This is a genomic window from Olivibacter sp. CPCC 100613 (genome assembly GCF_036959255.1).
Classification (GTDB): domain Bacteria; phylum Bacteroidota; class Bacteroidia; order Sphingobacteriales; family Sphingobacteriaceae; genus Olivibacter.
In genome coordinates, this window is sequence record NZ_JAWMTI010000004.1 from 257,047 (window position 1) to 269,843 (window position 12,797).

Genomic DNA, 12,797 nt, shown 5'->3' on the forward strand with positions numbered 1-12,797 from the left:
TGATGGATGTTTCCTATTGGCAAAAATCGGTCTGCCCAATTAAACCGCTACATTATGATCTCTTAAGGCATTATTTAACGAAGTCTTTTTATCAGTTGACTCCTTACGTTGGCCAATAATCAAGGCGCAAGGTACTTGGTATTCTCCGGCAGGGAATTTTTTGGTATACGAACCTGGGATCACAACTGAACGTGCAGGCACTACTCCTTTATATTCTTTTGGAATATCACTCGTGACATCGATAATCTTGGTAGATGCTGTAAGCACAACATTGGCCCCCAACACGGCTTCTTCTTCCACACGGACACCTTCGACTACAATAGCTCGCGACCCGACAAAGCAATTATCTTCGATAATCACGGGAGCGGCCTGTACAGGTTCCAACACACCGCCAATACCAACACCACCACTTAAGTGTACATTTTTCCCGATCTGTGCACAAGACCCTACCGTCGCCCACGTATCTACCATAGTACCTTCATCTACGTAAGCGCCGATATTAACATAAGATGGCATCATAATTACCCCTTTGGCTAAAAAGGCTCCATAACGCGCTAAACCATGTGGTACCACGCGAACACCCGCCTCTTTGTAGTTCGTTTTTAGTTTCATTTTATCATGAAAAACAAAAGGACCTACATGTATTTCGTTCATTTGACGGATCGGGAAATATAAAATAACCGCTTTTTTGATCCAGTCGTTAATATGCCACCGTCCAGCAACTTTTTCTGCGACACGTAAGGTTCCTTCATCTAAGTGAAGAACAGTGGTTTCAATTGCTTCTCTATATTCTTTAAATTCTATTAGGTGCCTTTCTTCCCAGGCTTCTTCAATCAGTTTTTTTAATTCTGCAGTCATTTCAATAAAAAAGTTTAACAAAGAAAGTAAAATTTATTGATATAGTGATAGCAGGCCTTAGGCGATCAGGGAATTCGTCTTTTACCTATTTGAAGCGATTTCCCTGTTTAGGTGATAGACTATAGGCAATAAGGTGAATCTGTTGACTGCATTACTAGAAGATTGAATGCAGGATGGGACAATAAACACCTACTTCAACTTTATTAACCAAATTTAAATCGTTTACCCTCCAATTCTGACTGGATTTTTTAATTTTGAATGTAGCTAATTGGGGAAGACTACAAATAGATGTAACACCGGACAACGATGAAAAAAACGAATGCTGTTAGAAGAACTGTAATGAGAAATCTTACCAAAGATATTGGAAAATCCCATGCTGTGGTAGATAAAAAAAAGGATGTTGTCATAAAAAAAATATTAATTACGAGACCTAATCACCGGTTAGGAAATCTTTTGATAATTACAGCACTAGTTCAGGAAGTTATCAATGTTTTTCCGGATAGTAAAGTAGACCTTTTTGTGAAAGGCGGAGTGTCACCTTCAATTTTTAAGAACTATAAAAATATTGATAGAATAATCCAGCTTCCTAAAAAACCGTTCAGTAATTTATTTAAATACCTAAAAGGTTGGGGACTCTTGAAAGCCAGAAAATATGATCTTGTGATCAATTCAACTACCGGTTCTTCATCGGGCAGATTATCAACACTGTTTGCTCGTTCACGCTATAAGTTTTTTGGTGACTTTAATGAAGAAATACAAGTTAAATATTCCGATTATAGACACTTGGCTAAAAATTCAATTTATAACCTAAGAGACTATTTATCAAAGTTAGGCTATAGCGAAAATTCCACCACCATTCCTAAGCTCGATCTCAAATTAGACCAAATTGAAGTTGCTCAGGGAAAGGAAAAATTGGATAATTTAACTCATAACCACAGGGATACTATTTGTCTTTTTACCAATGCAACGGGTGAAAAATGTTATCCTGAAGAGTGGTGGACCAAATTTTATGAGATATTACAGCAAAATTTTCCGAGTTACAATATTATTGAGTTGTTACCCGTTGAAAATATATCGAAGCTAAATTTTAAGATTCCTCATTTTTACAGTACGGATATTCGTGAAATGGGAGGCTTTATTGCAAATGTTGCACTCTTCATTGCAGCTGATAGCGGGGTAATGCATTTAGCAAGTGCTTCAGGCATACCTACGATTGGCTTGTTTTCTGTTAGTGATGAAGACGTCTATGCGCCCTATAATGACAAGAGTTTTGCAGTTAATACCAATCATGTTGATAATGAAAAAATTATGCAGTTAATCTACAACGCTTTGAACAAAGATTAAACGGTGAAATAAGTGAAATGAAGGTGTTTTTTGCAGAAGATTTTTCTCAGTATAATGAGGAAATCATCCTTACTTTAAAAAAAATTAAAACAAGCGGAACAATCATTGGTAACGGAGATAGAAACGTTGTTAAAATTTTTGAGATTAAGGGGGTACTATTCAACTTTAAATCCTTCAAACAGCATAATATTATCAACCGACACGTTTATAAATTTTACCGGAGGTCTAAAGCAAGAAGGTCTTTTGAATACGCACAATTACTTTTGGATAAAAATTTTTACACACCTAAACCTGTAGCCTATATTGAAAATCATGATTTCATTGGTTTAACTTCAAGTTATTATATAAGTGAACACCTCGAAAATACTTTTACTTTGGCGGACGTTCTTTTTAACCGCGATTTTCCCGGACGAATGGAGATTATTAAGGCTTATACTGTGCATTAATCTATAATCTGCATGAAAACGGTATTCAGTTTATTGATAATACGGCCGGGAATTTTCTGATCAGACAAGAATATGGTGTCTATCGTTTTTATATGGTTGATTTGAATAGAATAAACGTTTATGCTCGTATCAAGATACATAAAAGACTTGAAAATTTCGGAAAACTCACCCTTGATCTCACCTTTGATAAAGAAATTCTGAGGATTATCAGTGAGGAATATGCATCTTTGTCGGGACTGTCTTCAGCATACTGTCTCAAGAAAATAAGCGGAGCATCACGTAAAATGTTGATCAAACGCAAAGTGAAGAAAGTCCTGAAATTGTATAAATATCTCATCAGGATTTAATGTTTAACGGCTATTCTGAATACCATTGTCACCTAATGTTAATATAGCATTCAGTTATTGAAATAAAAAAACCATTTGTACATTAACCTAAAAACTTGATTAGATGGAATCAATGCTTGAAGATTTAAAACAGTTTGATACAGAATTATTTCTAGCAATCAACGGAAAACACAATGCTTTCTTTGATACGGTAATGTATTGGGCAAGTGATAAACTGTTCTGGTTTCCGTTTTATGCTGTGTTATTGTTTTTCTTATTTAGAGTTTATAAGAAATTCGCTATTTATATTCTACTCGCCATTGCTGTAACTATTACTTTGTGTGATCAGACTGCTTCCGGACTTTTGAAAAATCTGGTGAAGCGTTTTCGACCTTCTCATGAACCAACTTTAGCTGGCTTAGTTCATTTAAGCGAAGCCGGTCCCGGTGGTAATTATGGTTTTGTGTCATCTCACAGTGCCAATGCATTTGGGCTTGTAACATTTCTCTTCTTCTTGTTGCCTGCAAAATATAATTGGTTGAAGATCATTTTATTGTTCTGGGCTTTGTTGGTTTCCTACAGTAGAATTTACAATGGCGTTCATTATCCGTTTGATATTCTTGGTGGTGCGGTAGTAGGTGTGCTTTCAGGTAGTCTTATCTGGATTATATTTAGAGCTATTTTTAAAAACAGCGCTTTTAATAAGGAGTAAGGTGATTAGCGTATCAAATGCCTTGCTTCTGAACAAGCTTTAACATATAGATGCAAGGTGTTTATATTATAAGAACATTTATTTTAACTTCTTTCTTTCTCCGCGAAAGAAAAGAAGCAAAGAAAGCTCGCCGCTTCAAAATTTACAGGAATGGTAGTGCCTCCTAGTGCTGACTGTAAATTTTGGAGGCGGCATTTTAGTAGAACGATGGACTTTTACTTTTAACCAAGCGTATTATATCTTCAGCCCTAAATATAGCCCTGTGCGTGGGTAAAACTGCCTTGGAGGATACCGAGGCAACGAGCCGCAAAGCATTTGCATGTCTGTTCATATGGCAATATCTAAGCGGATTGAGGAAGTGAAACGGCTCCAATACGCGCCAGCGATGCTTTGCAATCAGTTGCAAGGTAGCCTGCACAGCCTTGGGTTTATTCACCCTTTTGCCAAGAAACCTTCCCGTTAGGGAAAGCTTGAATGCCTTTAAAACTAACTAATGATGAAAGAAGTTGATTAAGAAAAACGTTCTTTTTAAAAGCAACAAAAAAGCTTCATTTTGCGATTTCCACCCAAAAAGTTACATTTGCTAATTATGGCTACAGCATTAGAAAAACTCCGTATCGATAAATATTTATGGGCGATCCGCCTTTTTAAGACACGAAGTTTGGCAACAGAAGCTTGTAAAGCTGGGCGAGTTAAGCTGAATGGGCAAAATATTAAGCCTTCATATGTCGTAAAAGTAGGAGAGACCTTTCATATCCAAAAAGGTATTGAAAAAAAAGTGATTAAAGTAGTTGATTTACTTGAAAGGCGTGTAGATGCAAAGACTGCTGCTGCTTTTTACGAAGATTTAACCCCGGTAGAAGAAACTTATGGTTACAAATCCATGTTCCACGCCCCTGTTTTAAAGCGAGACCGAGGGACAGGGCGCCCTACTAAAAAAGATCGGCGAGAGATTGACGATTTAAAGGATGAATGGTTTGCTGAGGAAGACTAAAACTTTCCGAATAAAATGTACAGAGATAGAATGCAACATGGCAGGATTTTTGTATAGTAATATCGGTTTTGAGAAGGCGAATGCTTTGCTTAAGTAATGGTTGAGTTACCTGTTCAATTAGCAAAAATAAGCGTGTTAAACGGAGTATTTATCGTTTATAAAAAAGCTTTTGATACCAGTGTAGCAAATTGGCAGCATTTTCGTTTAGTACTTTAGCAAGAGCGTTATACTTTAGATTATGGAGCAAAAAAGACCGACATCATCCCTAATAATATCAACATACAATTGGCCTGAAGCCTTGAGTTTATCGCTTAAAAGCGTACTGGCGCAAAAGATATTACCAAATGAAGTCATTATCGCGGATGACGGCTCTACAGAAGAAACTAAATTTATTATCGACTCATTCAGAAGTATATTTCCGGTTCCGTTGAAGCATGTTTGGCATGAGGATAAGGGGTTTAGGAAAACGATTATTTTAAATAAAGCAGTCGCAGAAGCATCAAGCGAGTATATAATACAAATTGATGGTGATGTTATATTAGATATAAATTTTGTGGAAGATCACTTAAGGGCTGCGGAGAATAAGACCTTTATAAGAGGGACGAGAGCACATTTAAAAAAAGAAATTCTCCCTTCCGTTTTTGAAGACAAGAGAATAGACTTTTCTTTTTTTAGTAAAGGTGTTAAACACAGATTCAATGCTTTCAGGTTGCCAAGTATGGCATGGCTTTTTACTTCTAGAAAGAAAAAATGTTCTAAGAGTGTGCGTGGTTGTAATTTAGCATATTGGAAACGCGATTTTGTGAGGATAAATGGATATAACAATATGTTAGAAGGTTGGGGACATGAAGATGAAGAAATGGCTTCAAGGCTGATCAATATCGGCGTTAAGAAAAAGAGGTTGAAATTTATGGCTATTCAGTACCATATTTTTCATTCTGTTGCATCGAGAAAACATGAAAATCGTCATCTTAGCCTGTTAAATCAATCGATGTTCGAAAAGTTAAAGAGGTGCGAGAACGGTTATTTTGAATCTTTACAGCACGAAAAAGTGTCTGTCTTAGAGTTTTCTCAATATTAAGGAGTTGATCTACCGATTTTAAATGAATTGCACCATTTCTTTAATAATATCAACCTACAATTGGCCATCGGCTTTAAGGTTATGTCTACAGAGCGTACTTAACCAATCAAAGCTTCCTAATGAAGTTATCGTTGCTGATGATGGCTCAACAGAGGAAACCAAAAGTGTTATTGATTCCTTTCGTAAGCTATTCTATGTTCCATTAATACATGTTTGGCAAGAGGACAATGGTTTTCAGCTTGCGCAAATCAGAAATAAAGCAATAGCAAAAGCTAGCATGGATTATATCATCCAGATAGATGGTGACCTTATATTGGGAAAAAAATTTATTTATGACCATTTCAAATTTCGTAAAAAAGGTACCTTTGTAAGCGGGAGTCGTGTTATGCTTGGAGAAACCATTTCTAACGAGCTTTTAATAGGGGAAAAAAAGACCTTATCTATTCTTAGTAGAGGTGTCAAAAATCGATCTAATGGTCTTCGGCTCCCTTTTTTAAGTCCCTTGCTTAGCAATTATAAGAATCATGATATCTATTATCTAAGAGGGTGTAACATGGCGTTTTATCGTTCGGATTTGTTGTCAGTAAATGGCTATTCGGAAGATTTTATTGGCTGGGGACGAGAAGACAATGAAATAGCTGCCAAGCTGATCAATTTAGGAGTCAAAAAGCGGATTATCAAATTTTCAGGAATTGTATATCACATCTATCACAAGGAACAACCAAGAAATAACTTAAGTGATAAGGATGAACTTATAAAAAAAATAATTTCAGAGAAACTTGTGAATTTTGGAAGTGGTGTAGATAAATATTTATAATATGGTGCTTGTGTCCGTAGCGTTGTGTACCTACAATGGAGAAAAATTTATTCGGAAACAGATAAACAGTATATTATCTCAAACCTATAAAAATATTGAAGTAGTAATTGTCGATGACGCCTCTTCTGATTCAACATTAAATATTATTGAAGAGTTTACGAAGCGAGACGCAAGGATAAAATGCTTCCGAAATCCAGCAAATATCGGATTTAACGCAAATTTTGAAAAGGCCATCAGATTATGTTCAGGAGATTACATAGCAATATCTGACCAAGATGATATTTGGTTGCCAAATAAGATTCAAGTATTGTTGGAAGCCATAGGAGAGAATTTATTAGTCCATTCTAATTCGGTCTTTATTGATGAAAATGATAATGTGCTGCAAAAATATTTAATTGATCCTTCTAAGGATATTGTATTCCACAATTATAAAGGTGTTTTATTTACAAATTACGTGACAGGCCATACTTGTTTAATGCGTAAAGAACTAGCGAATAAAATACTTCCCTTTCCTAAGCAATGTTTTTACGACTGGTGGATTGGTTTTGTCGCTGCGTATGAACAAAAAATCGTTTTTAAAAACGCTGTTCTAACTAAATATAGAGAACATTCTTCATCAGTAATTACTCAATATCGTGAAAAAATCTCAAATAACCGGTATCTGCATTATCGAATAGAGATGGAAACTGTAAACTCGCATCTTGAGGCGTTCTCGATGTATAAAAATCTTTATGCTCAAGATAAGAGTTTTTTGGTGGATTTATACCGTAGCCACAAAAAAAGACAAAATTCTTTTTTCGCATTTAGCTTGTTTAGCATCACCTATAAAAATTTTAAACAGCTTTTTCCTAGTAACGATCGTTCGGGTTTAAGAAAATTATCATTTTTATTTCGATATTGCCGAGGAAAGAAAATGCTACCTAAGTCAAAACTAAAATTTTAAACTATAATAAGCAAGCTTAATGTAGTTTTTTAAAGAAAATTTTCCTGACTTCCAATAGAAATAAAGAAGTTGTAACAACTGCCCTTTTGTAAGGCTTAGCTTTTTTGAAGATTGAATGAGCCATTTGAATGATCTTTTATCAATTAATTGCTTTTCAACGGATGGGATCACTTCAGAACTCATAGGTAAATATTTTTTCCATTTCTCATGTAGTTTATGTGCTTCTTCGAACCAATGAGCGTTATAAGTCCCTTCCGAAAAATGCTCTAGTAGAACTTCATAAGTTACGATTACATTGTATTTGTTGTAAAGTGAAAGACAAAAATCAATATCATAACCATGAAAGTGCTTGAAGGTCTCGTCGTCGAAAGGGTTTTCAAAAACTATTTTTTTTGTTGTACAGAACCACATGCCGTCTATGCACAAAACTTGTTTAAAAGATTCCTTTCTTCTATTAACCTGTATGTATTCCTTTTTTTTTGCAACGCTTTTAAAACCTTGGATATAACATCCGAAATTGGTGCTATTAGAATCGTTCATTACACCCCAGCCGGAAGGAACAAAGGTTTTATAAGTGCTTCCAAATATTCCAATAATGCCAAGGTCCTTGATTTCATCGAAATAAGATACAATTTTTTTACCCCAGTTCGATGTTTTCATCTCTATATCTTCATGCATGTAACATAGTATATCGTATTTTGCAACAGCAGCTGCATTATTATATATTTGGCAAATACCGTTATTGTTTATAGCAGTATTCTTAGTAACAATGATTTCGTGAACAACTCCGATTGTATTGGAAATATTAGATTTGACCTTAGTTAATAAGTCTTCGTTTAGAGATGCAATTACTACAGAAATCATCGGTGGCTTCGTTCTTATACTACGATGTGAGTACAAATATAGAAAACTTCTGTTCCTTTAGACAGACTCTTGTAGCAATTTTATGGTCTCTTCGTTTTAAGTATATCTTTTGTTTTTCAAAAGATTTAATAGGTAAAAACAATGAAAGATTATCCTCTTATTTCCATTGCACTATGCACTTATAATGGTGAAGAGTTTTTAGAGAAGCAAATTAACAGTATATGCTGTCAATCATATTCTAATCTGGAAATCATTATTGTTGACGATAATTCTAGCGACGGGACATGGGATATCCTCCAAACAATGTCTAATAATAGGTCTAACATAAAAATTCACAAAAATAATTCGAATATCGGATTCATAAAGAATTTTGAAAAGGCTCTCAGGCTCTGCACGGGAGATTATATCGCGATGTCCGACCAAGACGATATATGGAATCCTAATAAAATAGAAGTTTTAATGGAACAAATTAAGATGCATATGTTGGTTTATCATGATTCTTCTTTTATTAATGAAGAGGATAAACTAATTTCAGAAAAGACAGAATCAGAAATTTACGACAAGTTTAATGATCAATCCAATCTATTTTTCTTAAAGCATAATAGTATACCAGGGCATTCAAGTATGTTTCGCAAGGAACTACTAACTTATGCACTGCCATTTCATCATAACTTCTATCACGATTGGTGGCTTGCCTTTGTGGCCCAAAGTATCGGAAGTATCGGGTTCGTTCCTCAAGTACTTGCCAAGCACAGGCAGCATGCTCATAATGTTACCGATCCTTTAACGTTAAGAGCACAGCAAAAGAAATCAAAAAAATCTTTTGAATTTAATTTGGAATGGGTGAAACACTTGGCTGAATTTAATTGTCCTAATCAAAATGAAATTAGGTGTATTTATGATATACTAAGTAATAGGCAAAGAGGGAAAAAAGGTCTTCGCTACTGGTCTTTCCTACTTAGATATTATGAAGTGCTGGAAGGAATTGATCTAAGCAGTAAATCAACGCTCAGTAGATTGAACTTATTGAGAAAAATCTACTTTAATAGTTAAATGCTAAAGCAAAAAATATGAATCCAGTTTTGTATCAACCGACCAATTCTTCGATAACCTGATTAAAGCGAGCTATTTGTTTTGATTTGTACGATGATATATTTTGGTTTAGTTCCTTTTTTGCCCCAATTTTCTGTATTTGCATAATCTTTTTCATAGCCTGAATAAAACAATTAATATCGAACGAATCAATTATTTGAGCTGATGTGTTCGCTAGTATTTCCTGCGCAGCGCCGTATTCAAAAGATACAATTGGAAGGTTAAAATAAGTGGCTTCCAAGGCAACCAGAGAAAACGATTCTTGAAGAGACAATATTAAGAATCCGTCAGAAATTGCGAAATATTTATAATAATTGTCAGTTTGCGAACCAGCAAATATGACTTTCCCTGGGTACTTTTCGTCTAGTAAAAGTTTTATGTAATAGCAAAATGCATTGTCCAGCTCACGACCGACCCATATAATTCGCATTTTTTCTGTGCCAATCTGCTTAAGGATTTCCGGCAGATATTGAATACCCTTCCAATAATTTGTATGGCCAGATATAAGCCATATAAATTCATCTCGTTGTATACCTAGCCCTTCTCTGCTTATGGGTTGATCTTTCAGCGAATTTTTGATTTTATCAGTGTCAATAAAGTTGTGAACTACTGATGTGTTGCTAAACCCAATGTCTCCGAAACTGTTTTGTACAGCTTTTGAGCACACGACGCAATGATTGCTGTAAGTTAAAATGTTCTTTAGGTACTGTTTAGGAAACCATGTGTAAGCATAAGGCAGCTCGTGTACATGGGTTACGATTTTGACGTTCAGATAGTTTGCTATTTCATAAACTTTTGGATTGATCGCAATAGTGTTAAGATACCATAAACACGGGCCGATTTTTTTTTGAATACTTTTAAGTTGATGGATTAAATGGTTCTCATTTTTCTTACGTATAGATTTTCTAATCACCCAATCTTTTATTGTATTTGTTTTTTTGTAGGGTAAAAAGTAGGTTATATCCGAAGGTAATTCCTGAATTAAGCTACCCTTTTCAAACAGATATAGATAGGGCACAAATTTGCTTCGATCTAGCCCCTTTAAAAATTCAAAAAGCATGATTTCAGAGCCTGAATAGCCAAAAAAGGGAAAGAAGAATAATATAGCTTTAGGCTTTTTGTTGTGAAATTCCATTATAAATTACTTGTTTACCTTTAAGAAATGATTTTATATGTTGACAAAATAGATTTTATTCTTTCATGGTATGTATGATGTTCCATGATTGTTTGTGACATTCTGCCTATCATGCCAACCCTTTCATTTGGGTGTTTCAAATAGTAAAGACATAAATCTATTAATTCTTGTGGAGTTTTAGCTATCAATAACTCGTCGTCGGTGAAATATTTTTTTGCTATTGGATTGTCACAGATTTGAAAAGCTCCGTTAAGAGTTGATGTGAAGACGCGTTCATTGAGTAGGATTTTATGTTTCACTTGCGCAGAAGTATGTATATTAGGAGATATTAAACTTTTAGCATAATATTGACCTTTGTAAATATCTTTTGGATCACACATCGAATGTTCGTTGAATTCTAAAAAATTTGGAAGAACTTTCTTTAAAGGAGTTATCCATTTTTCGTATCGAACTTTCCTATGGGAGGTATTGCCTATCCAAATAAAATCATATTCGATATCTACGATCGGCTTTTTATATATCGATTTGTCTGCCGCGTGAATCAACTGTATGAATTTAAGACCAAGTTCTTTATGGTAGCCTGAAAAAAAATATTCATTAATCTCTTCTTCATGTTGCGACCATATGAGTATGTCATGTTTATCCCGGTACTTATTCAATAGTAGTTTTGTTTCTGTATTAATACAGTGAATCTGTTCCTCATAATCACAAGAGGTATAGAATTGTCCCCAAAGTACTAGTTTCTTTTGTTTTAAGTAATCTAATGGTAGTAGATTTATATTTTCAACTGATGTGAATATCATATCAGGATTAAAGAGGCACATCTTCAACTTTTCTGTACTCATTCCTCTGAGTTTATTAGTATTGAAAAATCGAAAGGGATATCCCATATCGCGAAATGCATTCGCAAAACCCAGTGCAATGGTATCTCCAGCATAAGTGTGTTTGTTGTTTTTATGATAACAATAGGCAACTTTCATATGTAACGTAACGGTCTCAATCTCAGTTTTGCAACAATATGTTGATTTTTTTATAATTTGTAGCAAAAACAAAGATAAATGAGTTTATTTTGTTAAATATCTTGAACTTGAGAAATAATAAAGAAACAGATAACCCAGCAATTACAGTTTTCATGGCCGCGTACAATAGCGGTCGTTTTATTAAAGCCTCCATTCAGAGTGTTATAGCGCAGGGTTTCGATGATTTTGAGTTACTTATCATAAACGACGGATCAACGGATGATACTTTGGCTATTATCGAAAAATTTGATGACCCTCGGATTCGTGTATTAAATAATAATACGAATAAAGGACTAACTTATACAAGAAATAGAGGGTGGCAAGAAGCAAAAGGAAAGTACTTAGCTATTCTCGATAGCGATGATATTGCGCTTCCTGACAGATTGCATGTGCAGTATACCTTTATGGAAACTAATCCAGATGTAGCGATATGTGGAGGACAAGCGATTATAGTTGATGAGAATGATCGCGAGATTGGTATGTATCCAGTTCCGATCAATAATGAATACCTAAAGGAACAGACAATCTTTCGCAATGTGTTTGTTAACCCTAGTTGCATAATCCGAATCGACATTATCAGAAAATTAGGAGGTTATTTTGACTATGCACCAGCTGAAGATTTCGAATTGTCTCTTAGAATACTCATGACGTATAGGGGAGCTAATCTTGGTGTACCGTTAATTAAATATAGAGAACACATGGGGAATGCTTCAATTCGAAGCGGTAAGGTAATAGAACAAGAAAAGCGAATTATTTCTAATATTCACAAAAATTTAGGTGTTCCTATAACGGACAGGTTGGTTAAAATCCATCATGCAATTTTTTTATGGAGAACGGAAGAGTGTTCGCTTTATGACATTAGGGAACTTTTTTTATCGTTGATATTGACTAATAGGAAAAGAAATATATACGATCATTCTTATTTAGAAGCACTGATCTTTGATAGATGGATGATGCTTTTAAGAAATCACAAAAAATTAATATCTGCTTTACCCCTCTATTTTGATAAAATACTTTTTCAATGGCGCTTCTTTTCTTGGCGAGATTTTCGTAAAATGACAAAGTCGTCAATTAAAGGGGTCGTTACGGGGAAGAAAGTCTAAATAATAAGAGTGTGAATTCGGCTAAAAGCTTGATTAGAGCGTTAGCTTAATTGGAAAGGGCAT

The 12,797-nt window shown here is 34.8% G+C and carries 13 protein-coding genes; 9 read left to right on the top strand and 4 right to left on the bottom strand.

The window, feature by feature from the left end; translation table 11 throughout:
• Window positions 1–39 precede the first annotated feature (39 nt).
• Complete coding sequence (locus tag RYH73_RS15270) at window positions 40–858, bottom strand: 2,3,4,5-tetrahydropyridine-2,6-dicarboxylate N-succinyltransferase (RefSeq protein WP_335314302.1); 819 nt, start codon at window positions 856–858, stop codon at window positions 40–42.
• 306 nt (window positions 859–1,164) lie between these two features.
• On the opposite strand from RYH73_RS15270, the gene RYH73_RS15275 reads away from it, so the two are divergent.
• From RYH73_RS15275 to RYH73_RS15305, 7 genes are all read left to right on the top strand, one after another.
• Entirely contained in the window at window positions 1,165–2,202 is a 1,038-nt protein-coding gene (locus RYH73_RS15275) for a glycosyltransferase family 9 protein (protein WP_335314303.1), read from the top strand.
• 17 nt (window positions 2,203–2,219) lie between these two features.
• Window positions 2,220–2,648 (top strand): hypothetical protein, encoded by a 429-nt coding sequence (locus RYH73_RS15280; RefSeq protein WP_335314304.1) that lies wholly within the window; start codon window positions 2,220–2,222, stop codon window positions 2,646–2,648.
• 450 nt (window positions 2,649–3,098) lie between these two features.
• Window positions 3,099–3,686 carry a phosphatase PAP2 family protein gene (locus tag RYH73_RS15285; protein ID WP_335314305.1) on the top strand — a complete coding sequence of 196 codons (588 nt, stop codon included), beginning with the start codon at window positions 3,099–3,101 and terminating at the stop codon, window positions 3,684–3,686.
• A gap of 589 nt (window positions 3,687–4,275) precedes the next feature.
• Window positions 4,276–4,680: an RNA-binding S4 domain-containing protein gene (locus RYH73_RS15290; protein ID WP_335314306.1), complete on the top strand. Its 405-nt coding sequence runs from the start codon at window positions 4,276–4,278 to the stop codon at window positions 4,678–4,680.
• Between the two features lie 238 nt (window positions 4,681–4,918).
• Complete coding sequence (locus RYH73_RS15295) at window positions 4,919–5,761, top strand: glycosyltransferase family 2 protein (RefSeq protein ID WP_335314307.1); 843 nt, start codon at window positions 4,919–4,921, stop codon at window positions 5,759–5,761.
• Between the two features lie 22 nt (window positions 5,762–5,783).
• On the top strand, window positions 5,784–6,578 hold the full coding sequence (locus RYH73_RS15300) for a glycosyltransferase family 2 protein (RefSeq protein WP_335314308.1): 795 nt from the start codon (window positions 5,784–5,786) through the stop codon (window positions 6,576–6,578).
• A 1-nt stretch (window position 6,579) separates the two neighbouring features.
• Window positions 6,580–7,521: a glycosyltransferase family 2 protein gene (locus tag RYH73_RS15305; protein WP_335314309.1), complete on the top strand. Its 942-nt coding sequence runs from the start codon at window positions 6,580–6,582 to the stop codon at window positions 7,519–7,521.
• On the opposite strand, the gene RYH73_RS15310 is transcribed toward RYH73_RS15305, so the two are convergent.
• Window positions 7,510–8,385, bottom strand: coding sequence for a glycosyltransferase (locus RYH73_RS15310; RefSeq protein ID WP_335314310.1), 876 nt, complete (start codon window positions 8,383–8,385; stop codon window positions 7,510–7,512). The genes RYH73_RS15305 and RYH73_RS15310 overlap by 12 nt on opposite strands.
• A 141-nt stretch (window positions 8,386–8,526) precedes the next feature.
• Between RYH73_RS15310 and RYH73_RS15315 the strand changes: the two genes are divergently transcribed.
• The gene (locus RYH73_RS15315; RefSeq protein ID WP_335314311.1) at window positions 8,527–9,438 is read left to right on the top strand and encodes a glycosyltransferase family 2 protein; all 912 of its coding nucleotides are present in this window, start codon (window positions 8,527–8,529) and stop codon (window positions 9,436–9,438) included.
• A 34-nt stretch (window positions 9,439–9,472) separates the two neighbouring features.
• Here the strand turns inward: RYH73_RS15315 and RYH73_RS15320 are convergent, their stop codons facing one another.
• Window positions 9,473–10,612, bottom strand: a complete 1,140-nt coding sequence (locus RYH73_RS15320; protein ID WP_335314312.1) for a glycosyltransferase family 4 protein — start codon at window positions 10,610–10,612, stop codon at window positions 9,473–9,475.
• Window positions 10,613–10,632: 20 nt separating this feature from the next.
• On the bottom strand, window positions 10,633–11,592 hold the full coding sequence (locus RYH73_RS15325; RefSeq protein WP_335314313.1) for a glycosyltransferase family protein: 960 nt from the start codon (window positions 11,590–11,592) through the stop codon (window positions 10,633–10,635).
• Window positions 11,593–11,699: 107 nt separating this feature from the next.
• On the opposite strand from RYH73_RS15325, the gene RYH73_RS15330 reads away from it, so the two are divergent.
• Window positions 11,700–12,734, top strand: a complete 1,035-nt coding sequence (locus tag RYH73_RS15330; protein ID WP_335314314.1) for a glycosyltransferase family 2 protein — start codon at window positions 11,700–11,702, stop codon at window positions 12,732–12,734.
• Window positions 12,735–12,797: the final 63 nt, after the last annotated feature.